A 20596-nucleotide genomic window follows, 5' to 3' on the forward strand; every position below is an offset into this window, starting at 1 on the left:
GACCTGAGCGTTGCTGTGGCAGCCGTGAGCTGCCTGGAGTGCGTACACCTAAGAGCGATATGATTTTTGCGCGCCTCCACTGCTGTATACCATTTCGCTCCGGTCCTAACCTTTGCGTCGGACAGACTTTTCTTTGCCGGCTACCATTTTGCGATAGCGTAGCGGCGAGAGGCCATGAAACGCCTTGAACGCTGTAGAGAAGTTGTTGCTGTTCTCGTAGCCTAAAGATGCGGCGACCGTGGCGACGCTTTCATGCCCGCTTCGCAAGCGCGCGGCAGCCAGGGTCATCCGATAGTGCCGTAACCAAGTCATAGGGCCACAGCCAAAGGATGCCTCGAACCGGTTGACGAGCGTTGTCTTGTTCGTCCCAACCGTGCGAGCCAATTTGCTGAGAGTGATCTGCTGGTCGATCCGCTGCGCCAGCAGAACGCATGAGTCCTGCACAAGCGCATCGGCTGAGAAGAATGGCGGGGCTGAACGCCGCGCGATCTCGGCGACGCAGGCGGTAAGTCTGCTTAGAACTTCCTCCTCGATTAGCGGCCAAAGCAGGTAATCGGAGTATCCGTTGGAGAAAACCGCCCTTCGGTCCAAGCTGCCTTCCGCAACCAAGGCTAGTTGCACTAGTTCGGATGAGAGACTCACGCGAGCATGCTTGTGTTCCTCCAGCTCGCGACAATCGACGATGACAATTTGCGGGGAGCGTTCTGGCCGCAACAAACGGTGATCAACCATATCGAGCTGCGGCAGAGAGCTCGCGATTTGAGCTAACGAAGTACCTGTCACCGGGTCCGAGCCGAGATACGCGGCCAGAATGGATGCATGCACCCCAGAGGCACCCTGGGGATATGGCTGACGGAAGGCTTGACACGCCGCACGGCGGTCGACAAGGGGAGACTTAGATTGTGTAGATGGTTGAGCGTGTGAATACGCTTTCGCTTGGCAGATTGCCGAAAATCCTTGCTTCAAATTCTCGCTCGAAATGGAACGCGTCGAGTTCGCTGTGTTGGCGCAGCGCAGCCAGCTTCGCCTTCCGGCGGAGAGGGGGATAACGAACTGTCTCCGAAATATCCTAAAGACAGCCAGATTTCGGATCGGATGACACTCATTGGCTGGACGGCGCATTAGCGGTTGCCCTTGCCCTTATTATGATGCTTGTGCCAGCTCTGTTCCCGCCGCGGCGGTAATCTCGTGGCGCAGCCGGCAATGGTCCGGGTCGCGATGGCAACGCTCGTGCCAGATCAGCACGACCTCGTAGGGAGTTAGCTCCACAGGCGGATCGACAATCGCGAGCGGCAGCAAGGGGGTGATCCTAGTCGCGACGCGGCGTGGTACAACCAGCACCAGATCGGTCGCCACGATCGCCAACGCGGCCGTGAGAACGTTAGAAACCAGGACCGGCTCGCGATCCTGGAGATCTAACTTGGCCAACTCGTCGTGCACCCGGCCGAAACCGTCCTTGGAATCCGAGGCAATCGCGGCGTGGCGCAAGGCCGCGAAGGTGTCGATCGTCCATTCCTGCCCCAGGGCTGGGTGGTCGTTGCGTAGCAGGCAAGCAAAGCGGTCGGTGTAGAGCCTCCGCCGAAAGTAGCCCTGTGGAGTCGCACCGATCTGCCCAACGGCCACATCGATGTCGCCTTCATCAAGCCGTCGGAGCGCGCCGGTGAGGCGCGAATCGGTTACTATGTTGAGATTAGGGGCGCGCTCGCGCAGAAGCGGTAGGAGAGGCGGCAGCAGCACCAGCGCTTGGTGATCAGACATTGCCATTCTTACCGTTGACCGCCACTCTCTCTGGGCAAAGCCGCGGTTCACCATCCTGCGAATTGAATCCAACACTGGCGGCAGCATTTGGGCCAGGCGTTCGGCATACGGCGTCGGAAGCATGCCGCCCGAGCCGCGAACCAATAGCTCGTCATTGAAAATGCCCCGCAGCCTGGTTAACGCTCTGCTTATCGACGGTTGGCTCAAGCCCAGGTCCCGGGCCGCATGCGTGACATTACGGTGCTCCAGCAGCGCCTCGAGAGCCAACAGCAGGTTCAGGTCAATCGACGTCAGCCTTTGCCGTTGCGGTGCGGTGCGAGGGCCAGCGACGATCAGTTGCGGCCGTTCCCACGCTTTTGAAGTGTTGCCATTGCAGGCGAGCTCATCCATAGGCCTTTCCTCGTGCCTTCCCAGGCAGTGTGCTCAGGTTAACGTCTTGGAGAATTGGCCTCTGCGGTGTAGAGGCCAAGCTCCTGAGCACATCAGCGGTTTCACCAGCCGGATCGACATCATTGAATCTGCGCGCTCCCGATAGGGAATGGTAGTCGCCTGCTCAACGCTCGTCCGGGCAGGCGACGAGGGCCTTCTTGCGGTTTCGGTGGGATGGCCACGCGCGCTCGGCAGTGTTGAAGGCGATCTCGTCGAGCCAGCGAGCGGACGGCTTTTGAGAATGATCGCCCCAACCAGGTTGATGATCTGGCGCAACCCATGAGTTCTCCGCCACGCACGCCTGCGCCCTCTATTTTCCTCGGCCCGGCCGTCGGAGGAAATGGTCTGCCGTGGCTTTTATCACGACACATTCGCCACCCTCCGCGAGTTCGGAATGCTGCCTGATTTACCTAATCGCCTTCAGCCTGCTACAGGCGAGGCAGGGTCCAACGACGCCGTCAAGCCTCGGGGCGGATCCAGGCTTGAGAGAAAGTCGTCGCACCAGCGATAGACATTGTGCTTGCGAAGCCTCTCCATCATCGCGGTCCAACGCGTAATCCGCTCATCTCGCGGCATGTCCAGCGCGGTTTCTATAGCACCCGCCACGTCCTCAGGGTCATAGGGATTAACGAGGATCGCTTCGCCCAACTCATTGGCGGCACCGGCAAAGCGCGAGAGCACGAGAACACCTGGGTCACGCGGGTCCTGCGCAGCGACATATTCCTTCGCCACCAGGTTCATGCCGTCGCGAAGTGGGGTCACGAGGCCAACGCGTGCCCTGCGGTAGAGGCGGGCCAGTTCCGGTTGCCCGAGCGACTGATTGATGTAGTGCACAGGCACCCAGCCGACGGTTCCGAGTTCCCCATCGACGCGCCCCACCAACTCGGCGACGTCCTTTTGCATCGCCTGATATGCCGGTATTTTTTCGCGGGATTTCGGGGTGATCTGCAGCAGCAAAGTCTTGCGTTTGCGATGCTTGTTGCTTCGCAGGAATCGATTAAAGGCGATGATGCGGTTCTCGATACCCTTCGAATAATCAAGGCGGTCGACGCCGATCACGATGTCATAACCGGCAAGCCTGCAATAGCTGTCCCGCAGATCCTCGTCGCGCTCGGCGAGGCTTGCGAACCCAGCCGCGTCGATGCTGATCGGAAAGACGCCGCAGCGAAATGCGTTGGCATAGGTTCGGCAGTGGTCTTCGTTGATGTCTCTCAACTCCTGGCGGCGCAGGCATTCGGAGAAGTTGCTGAGATCGTTCTTGGTATGAAAGCCGACGAGGTCATAAAACGAAAGACCGCGCAGCAGAGTATTATAGTTCGGCAGAGTGACGAGCATGTCCGCCGCCGGCCATGAAGTGTGCAGGAAAAAGCCGATCCGGTTTTTGTGGTGGCGTCGGCGCAGTTCTGCCGCAAGCGGGATCAGGTGATAGTCGTGCACCCATACGACGTCGTCCTCGCGCAGGAGCAGCTCCAGCTGATCTGCGAACAGCTTGTTGACGCGGTAATATGCGGTCTCTCGCGCCTCGGAATATTCAGCGAGGTCGGCACGGTCGTGGAAGATCGGCCAAAGAACCTGGTTGGAGAAGCCGTAGTAGTACTCATCCAGATCCTTTTGAGACAGATCGATCAGCGCGTACGTGATGCCGCCGACCTCCCGCCTCGTGAAGGCTGCCGGTTCTTCGTCAGCTTTCACCTTCCCCGACCAGCCCATCCAGAGACCGTGCCTACGCCGAAGCGCGGCACTCAGCGCAATGGCCATACCGCCCGCTGGCAGTGAGCCATGCTCATCGGGCAGCGAAACCCTGTTTGAGACAACGATCAATCTACTCATCGTCACCTCCTGTCCTAGCGATAACCAACCGAGCTCGGCTCCCCAATCGTTCAGCCGGCCAGGAGAGTTCATGCCGCGCGAGCAATGAAGCAGTTGGTGTGAGTATAGATTTTGACATATCGTCAAGTGGAAAAAGACGTGCTGGTTCTTGTAAAACATAGGTCATCATATCGACCTTTCATATTTAGGTTCCTATCATGCTACCAGTCAGGATGACTGATGGTAGCGTCAGTAAGTCTCGTGAAATACATAAGGATGTCAACGATAGCGAGGTTTCAAGTGAAACAAATCTGGGCGGACATTTGGAGCTGTGCGGAAAAGCACATACGGGGTGCGCAGATGCCAATGACGGCGCTAAAGGATCGGAGGAAAACGGTATTCCGGTGGGGAAGGGGGATCGTTCTCCCACAGTGTAGTCGTACCGGCCTGGGCAATACTCTGAGTTAAGTATCCGGAGAACGCGCGATCGATCAAAGACTAGCGGCCGGAGAATTCAGTTCCTGGTCCACAGCGGCACGCCGCGTGCATGAGACTATTTGTCTGCGCTATTCTGCTATGCGCCTGATGATGATTGTCCCACCTGCTGACTGTCCCTATTTGGGTGTCATGGCCAGGAAGCCAGGCCGCACTGCAGGAGTGAACATGAAGAACATTCTCGTTGTCAGTCAGGACCCTTCAATGAGAGAGCTGCTAGTGGACTTCTTGTCTAAGCATGAGTTTAGGATCAGAGCGGTCGAAAACTGTCAGCAGGCCGCCGGCAAGGTGGCTTCCGAAGCGATAGATCTAGCAATTATTGATCTCAGCCTCGGCCGAGAAGATGGTCTTCAACTCGTTCGGGAGTTTGGCGCCAAGAGCGATCTTCCGATCATCATCATCAGCGGCGATTACCTTGGTGAGGCTGACAAGGTAACCGGCCTCGAAACGGGGGCTCGAGACTACATCACCAAGCCCTTCGGCCTTCCGGAGTTCCTAGCCCGCTTGCGCGCCGCCTTACGCGAGCGGCCGGAGCGTGGACGAAACACGATCTTCCATTTCGATGACTGGCGAGTCAGCACGAAGCGCCGCCGCTTGCGCCGAGGGACGGATTCTGAAATCAGGCTCACTGCGGGCGAGTTCAACCTCCTGATGGCCTTTCTTAGAAATCCGGGCCGGGTGCTTTCGCGCGAGCAGCTTCTGATGGCGACGCGCGTCTATGATCAAGACGTCTATGACCGCAGCATCGATGTTCAAATCCTGCGCCTTCGCCGCAAGCTGGGGCAGGGCAGGAGCCTAAGCCCGCAATATATCCGCACCGAGCGGGGCGCGGGCTATGTTTTCGACAGCGTCGTGAACGTTGAGGAACTGAGGACACGCCACTGACAACGCACTTTCGCCGTTTTCGCCTTCAAGGCCACATCTCCCGTGCGCCGTCCGCTCCGGTAGATTTCCATCGCATCCTTTCGTCAGATGAACGGGAGCCTGTTCCAAACAGGTGTATCTAATGAGGACTTGCAGTTCGTTCTCCTTCCCAGCGAGGATCAGGATGCCCAACCTCCGGCGCTCCATTCGGCGGGCCGCTAAGCTCGCGACGCCGGGATGGGGCCGGCCCTTGATACCGCAAAGACGGTCATGGACACCGGCACGCGACCGTCATCGAAAAGACGCTTGTAGAGACAATGACCCTCAGTCCATGTTCAGGAGGGGCGATATTCGCCGGCCGCACATCATCGTGCCCCGCCGAACGGCATGTGAACATACCTGGATTGCAGTCCAGGTTTCAGTCGAGGTTGGAACCCTATGAAAACACCGTGGAAATTGCTTGTTCAATTGACGTCGTCGCGGCGGCAACCAGCGAAAGTGCAAGAGAATTCGAATGGGCATGACACTGAGCCCGAGGCTCTCGAAAGCGAATCGCAACACGCGTCGGCGCTTCCGTCTGCTGATACAGCGCAAGCTTCCAGCACACCTGATCACGATGCGGGGGTCCCGGTTGATCAAGCGTCAGTGCCATTCGAGGAGACGAAAGGCCAGCCCGATGTCGTGCAGGCAACGAGCCTGCCGTTTGATATTGAAAAGGCTCAAACCCCTGCGCCCGGGGAAGCCCAACGTTCGGGTGTCGCGGATGAATTGGTGTCGAAAGGCGAGACAAGCACAAAGTCCCAAAGAAAACCGCCGATCAAGCGTCGAGAACCTGCTAAGAGAGGCCGCGCCCGCCTCGTTGCGCAGGGCGCCGCCGCCACAAATGAAGCTCAAAGTGTACACTCGTCTTCCGAGGATACTTTCTTCAATGACGTAAAAATCCTCGACGAAGAGATTAAAGAACTGCGACGACTGCTTGCTCCCAAGCTTCACCGGCAGAACCTCCAGCTTAAAAAGATGCTTGAGCGTTTCGACGTTTCGTAATGCCGTCCGGAAAACGCCGGTCGTCGGCGAAGCCTTGTCCTTGACGAAAATGAGCACGATGGCCCGCTCCTTCCGGACTTGGGGGCTTGCGGTTTCATTCAGCTGATGGGGTTGCGTTTCCCAGTCATCGCAATCGTTATGATCACCGACGTTTCTCGCACCGGGCGGACAGGGAGTGCGATGGCTTCACTAGGCCGGTGTCACCTCGTCCTCCCTCGAGCAGGATCCGCTTGAGCTCGTAGGAGAACGTCAACTGAGCGCCGCGTAAACGCTGTTCACGCTTGCAGAAAATCTCGTTGAGTAGGCCGGCACAAGGCTCAGCGGCCGATGCAGGTTCTGCGGGTCGGGCAGGGCTGCGGGCAAAATGCGCATCATGACGTTCGATAAAGCCGGGCAGGAAGGCGTTGCCGCCTCTAGTGAAAGCGCGCGGCTGAACTGGCACATGCCCTGGCCATCCTTGGCATCCTTCTTCGCCTCCAAATAGTTTAAACGCGCTTTCCGACCACGCGAAGTGGGCAATTGGAAGCCCGTGACGACCGTCTTGCTGCGGTAGGCGACTGTCGGCCACAGCAGTACAGATCGGCACAATGGAGCTGTGCCAATCAGAGCGGCGGCTTCAAGATAGAGAAGGATCGCCCCCGCCGCTTACTCTATTTGCCATTCCCGGCAGCAGAACCATGGGGGCCTTGATCTCTAACGTCGGAGGCCGCATTTGTTGTTCAACTCAGCCCGTCTGAAAAGTCCTTGTAGTTCTGTTTCAACAACGAGGTCCGCGGCCTCCAGTGGCGAAACCCACCGCCTGGTCCGCTGCCCTTTCTCTCGAAAGTCATCAACTTCGTCCTTGAACTCCATCAGGAACACAGAAACCATATGGGGCGGCCTCTTGCTATCCTTAATGTAAGTATAGGAGCCGATCGGCTTCTTGCCGATTTTTCCAGTGACGCCGGCTTCCTCCAAAGCTTCACGTTTGGCGCATTTGTGCGGTTGTTCGTTTCGCTCTAAGTAACCTTTTGGAATAATCCACCTGCCTGTGCCGCGACTGGTAAGAAGCAACACTTCGGGTTCGTTTCCCTCGTTGATCCGAAGGCAGATCGTCCCGCACTGCGAGATCTGTCGATACTCCACGAGCTTGGGCGCTTTATTGATAAGCTTGGAGAGATAATCGGTAGTTGACACTGGACTCACCCCCAAGCGGCGCCGTCTTCCATTTCAACATTCGCGATTCCCGTCATCCGAATGCCGCTCGACCATTTCCGCCGCTCCTCAATGACTTCAAAGCTCATGCCAACTCGGCTGGGCTCCTGGAATGCGTGACTCGCCGAGACTTATCAGTCGTTTAGCCGTGAGCAGAACTGGAAACTGGAGAATTAGGTTATGTCGCGGGTTCGACAAAAACGACAACAAGGTTCGCGACTTTGGACGTCAATTTTCCGTCCCTTTCACTGCCGTTATAAGTGTGCTGCTTTCTCGCTTTGGGGATCGCTTTGGGGACATGGCAGCTGGTGCTTTCGGCGTCGGGTAGGTCAACTTCCCTCAAGAGAAGCAAGGTCGTTGATGCTGTCCGCCTACCCAAGCGGCATTGGAGCCGCCGATGCTGAGGGTTGGCAAAATCGTCTGTGAATTAGCCGGGACTCCTCTCAGCCCAGCTCAATATCCCCTGCTGGAAACGGAGACGCCGCAGAACTTGTTGCTGCCGGCACAACTTCGCCTGCTTGAGAGGCGGGCGAGCGGCATCATGGTCACACGTCAACCTGGGAGCCTCCCGTAAAAAAAGGCAATGCCGACGGCACATGATCGTCAAGGCATGCATGTGCTGACTTGTCACTGCATTCCAGAGCAACGCTTCTGGGGCGGAGGACGGCCCTTTCGACCGTCCAGTAATGCCAAAAGTATAGCTTACCATAAGTTGCGGGCCCACCGCGTTTTAGCCAGTTTGCCTTGACACTGTGGTCCGATGCCGATCCATCAAGATGTCATCGACAGCTATTTGGGCGCGTTTACGGTAATCCGGCTCAGGTAAATCTTGGCGGACGCTCGCTTATAACCGAGCGTGAAAAAATGCTCCGCGAGGCGATCCATCTCGCCACCAAGCGCACCACTATGCAGGCGCTTGAGCACCCCACGATACGAGAAATAGAACTCGAGCATGTTGTCCCTCCGAATAGCGGCGCGGGGGGATCCCGCACCCATCCCAAGAGGCACGAAATATTATGTGGCGGAGAATTCCAGATTAGACGGGCCTCGGCTGGCGCCGGGACGGATCCGCCACATAATCTCGCCCGGCACATAAAAACGGATCGGCCGCAAGCGCGGACGCCACCAAGGCCACAAGCCCATTCATGCCGCGCCGGAAGTCGACCGGCTGCGTCGCCACCATGATCTTCACGCCATTCGGCGAAAATCCGATCACCGGCGTCCTCGCAACGCCGCCACCATCGCTTCCGCCAACTCGGGCGCCACCGAGCCGATCACGGTCATGCGCGCGCCGGCAATCTCGATCTCAATACGACCCGCGGCATGGTGGGCGACATCCGACGGCGCGCTCTCGGAAGACGTTCTATCGCCAACCACCGTCACCGGCACGAACATCGCCGGCTGCGCGCAGGCTTTCGCGGATCGTTGAGAGGTCAGTCCGGCTTCGCGACGCCAGACGTTCAGCAGACCGCGATTGACGCCCCAGCTCCGGGCAATCGCCGAGATGTTCACGTCGGGCTCTGCGCTTTCCGCAAGGATCCGCGCCTTCTCCTCGTCAGTCCAATTCCGCCGCTGGCGCCGACCGGTGATCACCTCGATCCGACGATACCTTCCCTCATGCCTGGCTTCATCCATGGCTTCATCCATGACTTCAAGCATGGCATCAGCGCGATCTCCAATCATTCGTTCCGCTCCTGTCGATGAAGGAGCCTATCTCGCGGCCTCAATCACAAAAGGAAAGGTGGGCTGTTCGTCGCGCTCACCGTTGACTGGCTACCGACTCGGCCTGTAGCGCTGCAATACCGTCCTTTAAAAATCGAGGCAGCGCCCATCGTGAACTGAAGCCCCGGCTCACCGAACCGAACAGAAGTGGGTGGCAAGCGTGGTTCCTTGTCGCGTTCTTCAAGCACGTGGAAACATTGACATTTGCTTTTGCGCATCGGCACGATACGGGCCACTTTTGCTACGTCTCGCCTTGATCACGTCCGAGCGCCGCCGCATGCTTCCAACGGCATGGTGCAAGGCTCCACTTTCCCGAGAGATCCGCGACGTCACCACGAAGAGAGGACAGCGCAGAACAACTTGCGCCACCCTCGTCAGAGGCTGAACAACAAATATCGACATCGGTTCGTCCCTCTCTCGTTTCAAAACAGAGCAGTCTTAAACGATCCGCTCGGAGAGGGGAGGGCCATCTCACAATCACAACAGCGCCCGGCCCATAGCCGCGCAGCCGATTTTCAAACGGTCTCTCTCGGTGTGCATACCGCCGCCAGTTCGTTGCAGCCGTTCGGCAGCAGCCCAAGATGACTGCCCGCATCAGCAACAATGATCTGGCCGGTAATGTTGGACGCTTCCGTCAGGAGGAACAGCGCAGCCTCAGACATCTGTTCCGGTGTGCCTGCCTGGTGCAGAGGCGTACGCTGTTCCTCTTCTTCTTTCATCTTTCGGTATTCAACTTCGCCGACGCCGTTAAGTATCCAACGCGTTTGAATGAAGCCCGGGGAAATGGTATTCACGCGAACGGCGGGGCTAAGCCAGCGTGCAAGCGTTAGGGTAAGGGTATTCAGGGCCCCCTTAGACAAGACATAAGGTATTGAGCTGCCATTGCCGTTAAGTGTAGTATTGGAGGAAACATTGACAATCGCACCTCGTTCTTTGTTTTCCTCCCATTGTTTTCTCATGGCCGGAAACACCGCCCGGCTCATCATGAAAGCGCCTGTTGTATTCACGCGAAAGATGCGGTCGAAATCCTCGGGTGTGATGTCTTCAAGGTCGTCGGCTTTTTGGAATTTTGTAGTGCCCGCGTTGTTGATGAGGCCGTCGATGCGCCCCCATCTGCTCAGGGTCTCACCAACCAATTTGCGACAATCGGCATCCTGCCCTACGTCAGCCTGCACTACAATGGCTTCAACACCTTGCGCTTTGACTTTTACATAGGTCTCATCGGCTTCTTTTTTGCTCTTAGTGTAGTTGATAGCGATGTTCCAGCCACGCGCCGCCAGATCAATGGCGCAAGTCGCACCCATACCCGTTGCCGATCCTGTCACGATTGCGATTTTAGCCATGGTGTTTTCGTGCGCCCCAGACAATTGGTGGAATCGATGCGCGCAAACGGCGGAAGCGCATCGGCTATGCTAAGGTCTATTTCATCATGCAGCGAACTTTGAATTAATCTCAAGCGCCCTGTTCGCTAATTTGCGCAGAATAACCGTACCATAGTAAAGCAGTGCGTCAACTCAAGGATAGTGAACAGGATGCAAAGATATATGGAGAATTGGTGAAAGATATTGCGTCTCTGTTTTGTACTTTGTAACAAGGTTATTAACTACCCCGTCTGCAGATATGCAATCGCAAGTTAGGGGCCGGCCCCAAAAAAAGTGTTGGCGTCGCTAGCGGCTTATGATTCACGGTGAATTAGCCCCCGAAAGGCCCGGACATGCTCCCCCACTTAGCTAAGTGGGTAGGAGTAATGTTGGTAATATGACTAGCAGCAATTTTAAGATGGAAGTTCTCTCCGGGCCGGAACGTCGGCGGCGCTGGAGCACGGCAGAGAAGCTGGCGATCATCCACGAGACCTATGAGGCGGACGCGACGGTGAGCATCGTCGCGCGCCGGCACGGCATCCAGCCGAACCAGTTGTTCGCCTGGCGCAAGCTGGCGTCCCAAGGGGCACTGACGGCAACGGCCGCCGAAGAGGAGGTCGTTCCGGCTTCGGAATACCGGGCGCTTCAGGCCCAGGTTAAGGAGTTGCAACGCCTGTTGGGCAAGAAGACGATGGAAAGCGAAATCCTGAAGGAAGCCCTCGAAATCGCCGGTAGCCCAAAAAAACATCTGTTGCGCTCGCTCTCTCTTCCGAGGGGGATTTTGGAATGAAGACCGTCTGCGAAACTCTAGGTGTCGCCCGGTCGAATATCGCTGCGCGTGCCACAGGCTCCCTTTCCAGAGCCAGAGGACGCCCACCACTCCCGGATCGGGAACTGGTTGAGGATATCAAGGCCATCATCGCCGACATGCCCACCTACGGCTATCGGCGTGTCCATGCCATCCTGCGCCGCAATGCCCGGAAAGACGGGCGTTCGTGGCCCAACGCCAAGCGCGTTTACCGGGTCATGAAGCTGCACAATCTGCTGTTGGTGCGCCACACCGGAGCGGTCGATGATCGCCTCCACGACGGTCAGGTCGCCGTCGAACGTTCGAACATCAGATGGTGCTCCGACGGCTTCGAGATCGGCTGCGACAACAAGGAGAAGGTCCGGGTCGCCTTCGCCCTCGACTGTTGCGACCGTGAGGCAATCGCTCATGTCGCCACCACCGAAGGCATCAAGAGCCAGGACGTGCAGGACCTCGTGATCACCGCCGTGGAGAACCGCTTCGGCCGCATCAACATGCTGTCCGAACCCATCGAATGGCTCACCGACAACGGCTCCTGCTTCATCGCCAAGGACACCGCGTCCTTGCTCCGCGACATCGGCATGGAACCGTGCACGACGCCGGTGCGCAGCCCGCAATCGAACGGCATGGCCGAGGCCTTCGTCAAAACCTTCCAGCGCGATTACGTCGCGGTGAACCCCACCCCGGATGCCGAAACCGTCATCGCTCAACTGCCGTTCTGGTTCGAGCACTACAATAATCTTCACCCGCACAGCGCCTTAGGATATCAATCGCCGCGCGAGTTCATCAGCTCGCAATCTCAAACCTGAGCATGTCCGGTCTTTTGGGGGCAACTCCAGGCTTATGATTCACGGCTCCTGAAAGGGACACCTGATGAATCGAAACCATTGTGGGGTGACGCAGGAGCAGTTTCACCCGCATTGAACCTAAATCTGCAGCCTGACAATCGACTCATCAGCCGTGAAGGCGCGTTGCCCGGCTTGGGTTCTAGCACTACTTTGGCAGAATGTCTTTTAGGGTTCGGAAGCGAATTCGGCAGTGTGGACATCGCTCTGGAGCTACCGGTGGTAAAAGCGCGTTGATGACCGCGCGGCGGATGGCTGGCAGCGCAGGTTTATGCGGGCCGCGTCTGTCCTTCTGTCCCGCCAATGCGGAGCTATGATTTGCGTTCGTCATCTGAGCGTTTTACCAGCGTATGCTGGTTGCCATTGTCGAGGATAGGTTGCCGGTTGCCATCCTCAATTCGGATACGCAGAGCAGCAAAGCCCACGGTCAAAATTGGCCTTTGGCGCCGTACGCCAGCTGAGCTTCTTCCGTGGGCGAGGACGCGAGGATCGGTTCGGCTGCTGTCGATAGGTGTTCCGTGATCGAATGCTTGCGCGGCCGTCCATGGCCAGCGATCGGAAAGATCAGTGCGACATCGGGAGACAGCCGCCACCGACAGCTACTGAGTGACACGAAACAGGAATGTGTCTACAACCGTTTGTGTTGTAATTCTCCTCGGCTCCGGCGGATAGCCCAATCTCTCTGTATACCCTTCACCAGTTGTTATAATAATAAATCTTTGAGTTACGGAGACTACAATCCTCTCGATCAGAATTAACAATCCTCTTTTGACACTGCTAATATGGTGTTCTCCTTGTCAAAAGTGGCAGTTCACAACCCACGCAAGGATTGATTTTCTAGGGAGTTCGACTAAATGATAGCTAGCAATAAATATTTTGCATAAAATTTGCTATACATACACCGCTCTCCGTGGAAAACTCACTTCACTAGCTGGAGCAGCGTGATCGGGAAAGTAGGTGCGTTGTATCACTAAGGTTTAAACTTTATGAGCGCCGAGGAACGGGGAACATTCGGCGGCTTGCTCGCAAGGTCTCGCTGAAGCGAAGGCAAGTTGGTCGCGGACCTTGATGACGATGTTGGATACAAGGAGCTCAACCTCTCTCGTCAGGCTGCGACTTTATGAGTGGGAGTGGCCAATTCGACTGATGGTGACGTCTTGCAGCTGAAGAGGTTGTCTTCCGTTCAGCCGCCGAAAAGAAAAGGGGCGACTGGATCGTTACTGTTGCGTCAACTGCTGGTCTGCGGCGCTTGCTCCGGTTCGTCCATCACCTACTCACTCTCGAGGGCGGGCGTCATCCAGCTCACGCGTGTCCTTGCCGTGGGACGCACCTCGGTTGTCAGGTTCAGCTGCGTGTTGCCCGACATGGTGCTGACGAACTGAATCGAGCGAGGCGGTGGCGGCGTTTCGATCGGCGAGAAAGCGTTCTTGCCGCAGCTACGCCGCTCGACAAGGTAGCCGTTGCGGAGGATGTGGCGGATGTTGACGACATTGTCGGATTGGTGCCCTGCAAACTGATTACGGCAGAGGAAATCATCGTCGACGGCGGCAAGAGCCTGACAAAATAGGCGCCGGTGCAATGGCGCAGCGATGAAAAAAGAAAACGATGACCTGCTTTCGCAAGAGCGCGATCAAAACAGCGAAGTAGCCGCCCGTAGCAAGGGCGCTGCGAACGGGGAAGTAGCCAAACCGTTGCTCTATTGCCTGCTAGGGCATGCTCATGGGCAGATCGCTGCAAGCAGACTAGGTCATCTCACCCATGCACAATACGCGCCAGGCATCTTGCGGCCTGCCCCACTGAAGCGACATCCGCAGTTTGTCAAGTCTAAATAGGAGGTGGTATCATGCCAGTTAGGATAGTTCAGGTTGGACTTGGTCAATGGGGCGCAGACTGGGCTGCGACCGTCGTACCTCAGGTGCCCGAAGTCGAAGCCGTAGGTTGGGTCGACCTGGATCCTGAGGCGCTGGAGCGAGTGGAGTTGCGGCTGGGGGTTCGCCCGGACCAGTGCTTCCCAACGTTGGAGGCAGCACTCTCGAATATCGATGCCGATGCCGTCTTGGTTACGGCGGATGTCAGGGCCCACGCTTATCTCGTTGAACTTGCTCTGGAGGCCAGGAAGCACGTATTGGTGGAGAAGCCGTTTGTGTCCACGACCGTCGAGGCGGAGCGGCTCGCTGATTTGGCGGAGCGGTACCATCGAACACTTATGGTGAGTCAGAACTTCCGCTTCTTTCCTGCAGCTATCAGTGCTGCCCGGCTTGTAAGAGAGCAAGTACTCGGACCGGTAGGCGCAGTCCACATTGAATTCCGGCGGTTCCTGAAATGTACGCCGGCCGATGAACCTTATTACGCCTTACGACAGCCCCTTCTTGAGGATCTTGGTATCCACCATTTTGACCTGATGCGTATGGTGCTCGGGCAGGAAGCCCGTCAGGTATATTGTACCGCGTGGCAGCCGCAAGGGAGTTCGTTCAAAGAGCCGCCTGCTGCGGCTGCAACGATCATCTTCGATCGAGGCACCGTCGTCACCTATCGCGGCAATTGGCTTAGTGCTGGAGTGGAGACGCCGTATGGTGGCGAGTGGCATTTAGAATGCGCCGGGGGCGAGATGATCTGGACCTGCCGCGGTGACCGTGATGTCACATTGGACGGCGATCACGTGAGCATCCGAAAGCGCGGCCACCCAGTAGTGCCGATCGGCCTTCCCGCGATGGCATCGTTTGGACGTAGAGAAAGTTTGGCGACCTTTGCGCGCGCCGTCGAGATCGGCACGGTCGCATCGTACGCGAGCTTGGGGCGTGAAAATATTGGCAGTCTCGCTCTCATGCAGGCCGCGATCAAGTCAGCGACGACGGGCCGAGTAATATCGGTCGAAACGGCAGTAGTAGGCGCCCAAAATCGACCGCTCAGACTAAGGCCACTGTGATGTGCCGAGGGCGTTCGCAGGTGATTCAAGTTCACTTTCATTAGGTGGATGAAAGGCGGGAGCACTTAGGAAAGATCTTCGGCTCTGGGCCTGAAAGCCTCGGGCAGGCAGCGAAGCGTAGACGAATTTGGTTGCTGAAGAAAGATGGTGAATTGTTCAAGAAGGGGTGAGGAGCTGACCGGTCTCGGCTGCTCGTTTGCAGCGGAAAAGCAGGTTGCTGTTGACCCCGCACCGACGTGCCACCTCTGCAACTGAAATGGTGGGAAGCTGCGGGCCCGCTTCCCTGGTGCTTGCCGGAACCTCCTCCTGTCGACTTTCATTCCGATCAGTGTGTTTGGGCGAGGCGATGAAGATGGGCCTGCCATGATAATACCGGTGGCCCCCGCTGCGGTCGTTCGGCCGGTGGATCGTGAGACTCGGTCCAAATCGGTGTTGCCGGCCAAGGGGCCAACATTAGACGGCGCCCCGCGTCATCGAAATCGATCTTGCCAATGGCATTCGCGTTCGAGTTGACGCCTTTGTCCCGACCGGCAATCGCGATCGAACGCTTATAGCCGCAGGCCGCGACCATCCGGCGCCATACCATGCCTTCTATCAATCTACGGCCTTGACCGTGCGGATGCCGGACAGCGTTTCGACCATTGTAACAGGCATTCGCGTCTCCTCCGGCGAAGCCGAAGAATATTTCTACGACAATGCTGTCTTTGGTTGATAAATGCCTGGTACGGTAAGAGCGAAAGTAGCATGAACGCCGCATGCGGCAGCACCTCATCCCCCTAAGCGCCCCGCACCGCGCAGCAAGCAATTAGGATCACACCAAACCCCTGCGGTAGCGGCATGCGCTCGCATAGGAAAAGCAGACGAAGCTGAGTTTGTCGATCAAAGATACGCGGGCAGCGTCGCCGAGCTTCAGCGCCCGGAAATAGCAGATCCACGACGCTCCCGTGCGAAACAGGAAAGCGCGTCCTGGCGAGCTTGGGGTGCTTTGGACCATCAGGCCAGCGGCAAAGAGAATGACTATCGTGCGGAGGACGTCGCGAAATCGGAATTGACGTTCTCGACGTCGACCTTAGCGAAGGTGGCCGTCAGGGCCGAGGGCGGCAGGTAGGAGCGCCTAAAAAGGCCAGGACAAGAGCAGACTCTTCATGCCGCTTATCCTTGACGAAGAAAGCGGATGACTTTCGTTGGCCTGACGCGGCTCTCGATTCTCCCGCTCAAGAGCCTTTATCTTCTCGGTGACGATGCTTTGGATTCCAGGCCGGGAACCATCATCCACCTTCACCCATTCATTGAGCGTCTGCACGGTGGGCACCGCTTGGGCCGGACTTCAGGTGAAAATTTGTTCGTGTCTTGCTCGTATCGGCTCCACTTTCGCAAAAGTTGGAGCCTTCGGCAAACCAGGCGCGGTTCAGACTGTCAATCGCCCTGTTCCTCGAGCGAGTAACCGGCCGACCTGATGGTGCGAATGATCCTGTGAGGCGAGGAAGTCTCCAGTGTTCTTCTGAGGCGGCTAATATGGACGTCGACGGTGCGTTCGCCCACATGGATGTTGTCCGGCCAAACGGCGCCGATCAGCTCGGCTCGGCTATAGACCTTGCTTGGATTCTCAAGCAGGTGCCGCAGCAAGTTGAATTCAATTGGTCCGAGACGCACCTCTTGGCCATTGCAGCGGACCCGGTACGTATCGACACTCATTTCAACATCGCCACAGCAGAGCGACCTGCCGCTTTTTCTCTCGTACCGCTCCGGTCGCGCCAATACTGTCTTCGCGCGCAGGCAGTCGAGCAGTTTGGCTGGTGCGATTGGACGCACGAAGCTCGCGTCAATGCCGGCCTTTAACAGATCTAATTGCTGGCTGCCGGCGCCGGGCGCGATCAGCGCAATAACAGGGAGGTCCCCAATCTGGGACTCCCGCTTTAGTCCGGTGCAGATAGTGGGCGCTGCCGTGCTCGCCGGCTGGCAGTCCAACATCACCGCCTGCGCCCGCCGTTCGCCGGCCATTGTAAGCGCTTCTTCCAAGTCGCCGGCCAACTCACTCGCGAAGCCGTCCGTCTTAAGGATGTGGCTGTAGATCAAACAGAACTCCGCATCTTGCGAACAGATCAGGACCAGTGGGGTCATCGGCGCTCCGCTCCTCCTCTCAATGAAACGCGATTTGGTACCGATCTGCCATTTTGCCTCCCTCTTTGTTCAAATGATCGCGGCAGCGCTCGCCGCCTGCTGACGAAGAGCTCCAAAATTTGTGCCGACTCGAATAAACGAGCCAAACGACGTTTTGCAATTACATTTCAGCGGCTTACTCTTGTGTAACATGAGAAATTGTGTCGATAGTCTGTGTCATGGAGGCTACAAATCCGGCAATCGTGTCGGATTCGTCACTTGTGACGGCAATACTTGGCGGGAGGCGCAAGCGTTCGTCGAGGCCGCCTTTTTCGCGGGAACAAGGGATCAGCGGTTCTGGGCAATGCTACGGTGATTACGCCAGATTCTTCATACCATGCGCCTCAATGGAGGAGTAATCTGTGAAGCCCGCGCGTGCCTCGTCGACATCGAAGGCATGCAGCGGCCCCCGCTGAAATAAACCACGCCGTCGACCGCGGCCGCATACCGTCCCACTCACGTCTGGAAGTTCATGCGAGATAACTGGCTCTCGAACCGCCGCTACAAGAATTACGACAGCATCATCGCCTTTGCTTCGCACATGGAGCAAGCTCGTCAACCAGCCGTGGAAAATGTCCGGTCATCGGCCCCTGCGCCGAAGACCGCGGCAATATGCGGGTGGTGAGAGGAAGATGGCGCGACAGTCGAACGGCAGCCTGGAAGCTGAAGCCTGAAAGGTCAATCGAGCCCGCTGTGTTGTAACGAGCAGGCTGCGCGTTTGACGCAGACTTGTCGGGCGAAATTAAAAACTGATCTCCGCATTGCCTCAAGCAAAACGTTACCGATGGTGTTGATGCTCCGACTGGAATGGCCATGTCGCGCCGTCTCGGTTCGGAGCTGGATGGCGAGGCGGCTCAGTATGGCGACACGTTGGAGCTGATGGCAGCAATCGTCGAAAGCTATCGATTGGGAAATCGGAGCGACAAGCGCCGCATCCAGGATGAGTTCGTGGCAGTGACCGGCTATCATCGCAAGCACGCAATCCGGGTTCCGGCGATTCGTGAGAAGAGGCCACCTGGCAAAAGAAGTAACAGCCTTCGTTACGGCAGCAATGTGCGCGAGGCGCTCATCGGTGTTTGTGGGAGGCCTCGGAGCGGCTGTGTTGCAAACGCCTCAACCGTTGATACCTTTACGAGCGGCATTGTCGCTCGCGGCTGTCAGCGCCGCCGCGCAGGCATGAGTTCGGCGGACCGCCGATCGGTTCCCGTCCGCACCTTCGGGGACTGGAATGATCCGCCGCCCAGCTTCGTGTAGGTCGATTTGTGGCGCATGCAGACGTTGGTGCTGACGGACATCGCGCTAGTACTACAGTTGTAATTGAAGACAAATCATGATTCTCTTCAAGGAGCTTCTTGAAGGGGATGCGGGATGTCTGTTTCGGAATGGTCGGGTTCGGGGATTTCCTGGGAAAGGGAACTGTCGGGGCTGAAGGCGCGGCTTGGCGTGGTGTTCCGCCGTTCCGAAGCGCGGGAGGGCTGTGGGGCGTTTATCGACGGGCTTTTATCGGGGATTGAGCGCAAGACCGGCTGGCTTCTCTCTGAGCAGACCGGCTTTGGGCGCCCGTGGCGGATCCAGGCACTGCTGGGGCGGTCGCAATGGGATGCGGACCGGTTGCGTGACATCGTTTGCGATTACGCCATGGAGGCGCTCGGCGATCGATCGGGCGTGCTGGTGGTGGACGAAACCGGTTTTTTGAAGAAAGGCACCCATTCGGTGGGGGTGGCGCGGCAATATTCGGGCACCGCCGGTCCCGAAAGAGATGGCCGGGGAACTGCCCGCCGAGGCCTGGGCCGCCTGTCCGGCCGGTGAAGGCGCCCAGGGATTGCGTCTCTATGACTGGGCCCGGATTGCCCTGCCTTATGCCGTTGAGAAAGGCTATGCCCGCTATGTCCTCATCCGCAAAAGCCGCACGGATCCACGCGCTCTCAGCTACTATCTGGTCTTTGCGCCCGCCGAGGCCACGCTTGCGGAACTGGCCGCAGCAGGTTTGCGCTGGACGATCGAGGAATGCTTCCAGCGCGCCACGTATGATCTCGGCCTCGACCATTGCGAGGCCCGCTCCTGGCACGGCTGGCATCGCCACATGACGCTCGTCATGGCGGCCGCTGCCTTCCTCGCCAAGCTCGGCGCCGATCTACGCCGCTCGGCCTGCGGCAAACCGAACGAAACGAGTCCAAATCCGAAAATCGCTGCCTGACGCGCAAGCTCAGACTCATCCCCACCGCCGCCGAAATCCGCATCCTCATCGCTCGGCTGATCATGCGAAAGCCCGCAAAACGGGCTTACACTCTCGCCTGGTCTCTCTGGCGACGAACCCATCAGGCGCAAGCCATGCTTGCCCATTATAGAAAACGAGGACATCTGCAACTGTAGTACTAGAGCGCGTCCGATGAAAGCGGAATCGGCGTGAGGATTGAACTAACCCGCTGACGCGGGAGCGGTGGGCGTTTGGAGGCGCGGTCTCCTGATGGGATGTTGGGGTGTTGAGAACCAACCCCTGACCAGGAGACCGACCAATGACCGACGCCCCGGCAGCGGTGAACCCGCTGCGCCGCCGCATGATCGACGACATGACGCTCCGCAACCTGTCGCCGGCCACGCAACGATTCTACCTGCATGCCGTGACAAAGTTCAGCCGTTATTTCGGCCGCTCCCCGGATCGGCTGGGGCTGGAGGATGTGCGCGCTTTCCAGGTGTAGCTGGTGTCGCAGGGCATCTCCTGGCCGGCGCTCAACCAGACGGTTTGCGCCCTGCGGTTCTTTTACGGCGTGACGCTGGACCGGGCCGAGATTCCCGAGCGGATTGCCTATGCGCACACGCCGCGCAAGCTGCCGGCGATCTTGAGTGCCGACGAGGTCGTGCGGTTTCTCGAAGCGGTGCCGTCGCTGAAGGCGCGCACGGCGCTGACGACCGCCTGCGCCGCGGGACTGCGCGCCTCAGAGACGGTAAGCCTGAAGGTCGCCGACATCGACGCCAGCGCATGGTCATCCAGGTCCGTCACGGCAAGGGCGCCAAGGATCGCACGGTGATGCTGTCGCCGCAGCTGCTTGACATCCTGCGCACCTATTGGCGACTGGCGCGTCCGAGGAACTGGTTGTTTCCCGGACGGGGCGACAAGCCGATCGATGTGCAGGTGCTTTATGCCGCCTGCCGTTCGGCGACCAAGGCGGCGGGATTGACC

General features: G+C 57.9%; 16 protein-coding genes and 4 pseudogenes. 7 read left to right on the forward strand and 13 right to left on the reverse strand.

Annotated features, from left to right (window positions below; all coding sequences use genetic code 11):
- Nucleotides 1-105: 105 nt before the first annotated feature.
- From QN219_RS31390 to QN219_RS31400, 3 genes are all read right to left on the reverse strand, one after another.
- A complete protein-coding gene (locus tag QN219_RS31390) occupies nt 106-825 on the reverse strand; it encodes an AraC family transcriptional regulator (protein ID WP_283979925.1) in 720 nt (239 codons plus the stop codon).
- A gap of 318 nt (nt 826-1143) precedes the next feature.
- The gene (locus QN219_RS31395) at nt 1144-2148 is read right to left on the reverse strand and encodes a LysR family transcriptional regulator (RefSeq protein ID WP_283979926.1); all 1005 of its coding nucleotides are present in this window, start codon (nt 2146-2148) and stop codon (nt 1144-1146) included.
- Nucleotides 2149-2607: 459 nt separating this feature from the next.
- Nucleotides 2608-4017 carry a trehalose-6-phosphate synthase gene (locus tag QN219_RS31400; protein WP_283979927.1) on the reverse strand — a complete coding sequence of 470 codons (1410 nt, stop codon included), beginning with the start codon at nt 4015-4017 and terminating at the stop codon, nt 2608-2610.
- 522 nt (nt 4018-4539) lie between these two features.
- Here QN219_RS31400 and QN219_RS31405 point away from each other — a divergent pair.
- Nucleotides 4540-5376, forward strand: a complete 837-nt coding sequence (locus QN219_RS31405; RefSeq protein ID WP_309486652.1) for a winged helix-turn-helix domain-containing protein — start codon at nt 4540-4542, stop codon at nt 5374-5376.
- A 621-nt stretch (nt 5377-5997) separates the two neighbouring features.
- On the opposite strand, the gene QN219_RS34110 is transcribed toward QN219_RS31405, so the two are convergent.
- The 7 genes and pseudogenes from QN219_RS34110 to QN219_RS31440 all read right to left on the reverse strand — a co-directional run bounded on the left by QN219_RS34110 (nt 5998) and on the right by QN219_RS31440 (nt 10658).
- Entirely contained in the window at nt 5998-6456 is a 459-nt protein-coding gene (locus QN219_RS34110; RefSeq protein WP_309486653.1) for a hypothetical protein, read from the reverse strand.
- A gap of 192 nt (nt 6457-6648) precedes the next feature.
- On the reverse strand, nt 6649-6879 hold the full coding sequence (locus QN219_RS31415) for a hypothetical protein (protein ID WP_405052299.1): 231 nt from the start codon (nt 6877-6879) through the stop codon (nt 6649-6651).
- Between the two features lie 213 nt (nt 6880-7092).
- Entirely contained in the window at nt 7093-7575 is a 483-nt protein-coding gene (locus tag QN219_RS31420) for an NUDIX hydrolase (RefSeq protein WP_283979929.1), read from the reverse strand.
- An 807-nt stretch (nt 7576-8382) separates the two neighbouring features.
- Nucleotides 8383-8547 carry a hypothetical protein gene (locus QN219_RS31425; RefSeq protein WP_283979930.1) on the reverse strand — a complete coding sequence of 55 codons (165 nt, stop codon included), beginning with the start codon at nt 8545-8547 and terminating at the stop codon, nt 8383-8385.
- A gap of 142 nt (nt 8548-8689) precedes the next feature.
- Nucleotides 8690-8809, reverse strand: a pseudogene (gene tnpB / locus QN219_RS31430) (IS66 family insertion sequence element accessory protein TnpB); the annotation flags it as partial.
- The gene (gene tnpA / locus QN219_RS31435; protein WP_284004348.1) at nt 8806-9276 is read right to left on the reverse strand and encodes an IS66-like element accessory protein TnpA; all 471 of its coding nucleotides are present in this window, start codon (nt 9274-9276) and stop codon (nt 8806-8808) included. The pseudogene tnpB and the gene tnpA, both read right to left, overlap by 4 nt.
- Before the next feature lie 554 nt (nt 9277-9830).
- Nucleotides 9831-10658, reverse strand: a complete 828-nt coding sequence (locus QN219_RS31440) for an SDR family oxidoreductase (RefSeq protein WP_284004349.1) — start codon at nt 10656-10658, stop codon at nt 9831-9833.
- Between the two features lie 415 nt (nt 10659-11073).
- Between QN219_RS31440 and QN219_RS31445 the strand changes: the two genes are divergently transcribed.
- Both QN219_RS31445 and QN219_RS31450 read left to right on the forward strand, forming a co-directional pair.
- Nucleotides 11074-12293, forward strand: a protein-coding gene (locus QN219_RS31445; protein WP_284004351.1) for an IS3 family transposase whose coding sequence is annotated in 2 segments (ribosomal slippage) — nt 11074-11410 and nt 11410-12293 — 1221 coding nt in all. Because the reading frame shifts where the segments join, the coding sequence is not laid out codon by codon here.
- Nucleotides 12294-14172: 1879 nt separating this feature from the next.
- A complete protein-coding gene (locus QN219_RS31450; RefSeq protein ID WP_284004352.1) occupies nt 14173-15255 on the forward strand; it encodes a Gfo/Idh/MocA family oxidoreductase in 1083 nt (360 codons plus the stop codon).
- Between the two features lie 776 nt (nt 15256-16031).
- Here QN219_RS31450 and QN219_RS31460 read toward each other — a convergent pair.
- The 3 genes and pseudogenes from QN219_RS31460 to QN219_RS31470 all read right to left on the reverse strand — a co-directional run bounded on the left by QN219_RS31460 (nt 16032) and on the right by QN219_RS31470 (nt 17376).
- Nucleotides 16032-16402: pseudogene (locus tag QN219_RS31460) on the reverse strand (EamA family transporter).
- A gap of 33 nt (nt 16403-16435) precedes the next feature.
- Nucleotides 16436-16561 (reverse strand): annotated as a pseudogene (locus tag QN219_RS31465) (IS3 family transposase); the annotation flags it as partial.
- A gap of 110 nt (nt 16562-16671) precedes the next feature.
- The gene (locus QN219_RS31470) at nt 16672-17376 is read right to left on the reverse strand and encodes a response regulator transcription factor (protein ID WP_284004353.1); all 705 of its coding nucleotides are present in this window, start codon (nt 17374-17376) and stop codon (nt 16672-16674) included.
- An 852-nt stretch (nt 17377-18228) separates the two neighbouring features.
- On the opposite strand from QN219_RS31470, the gene QN219_RS31475 reads away from it, so the two are divergent.
- The 4 genes and pseudogenes from QN219_RS31475 to QN219_RS31490 all read left to right on the forward strand — a co-directional run.
- Nucleotides 18229-18669 (forward strand): hypothetical protein, encoded by a 441-nt coding sequence (locus QN219_RS31475; RefSeq protein ID WP_284004354.1) that lies wholly within the window; start codon nt 18229-18231, stop codon nt 18667-18669.
- Between the two features lie 114 nt (nt 18670-18783).
- Nucleotides 18784-19224, forward strand: coding sequence for a transposase (locus QN219_RS31480; protein ID WP_284004355.1), 441 nt, complete (start codon nt 18784-18786; stop codon nt 19222-19224).
- Nucleotides 19175-19612: a hypothetical protein gene (locus QN219_RS31485; RefSeq protein ID WP_284004356.1), complete on the forward strand. Its 438-nt coding sequence runs from the start codon at nt 19175-19177 to the stop codon at nt 19610-19612. The genes QN219_RS31480 and QN219_RS31485 overlap by 50 nt, the downstream gene beginning before the upstream one ends.
- Before the next feature lie 319 nt (nt 19613-19931).
- Nucleotides 19932-20596, forward strand: a pseudogene (locus tag QN219_RS31490) (tyrosine-type recombinase/integrase); the annotation flags it as partial.

It is taken from the genome of Sinorhizobium sp. 8-89 (genome assembly GCF_030124325.1).
GTDB lineage: Bacteria > Pseudomonadota > Alphaproteobacteria > Rhizobiales > Rhizobiaceae > Sinorhizobium.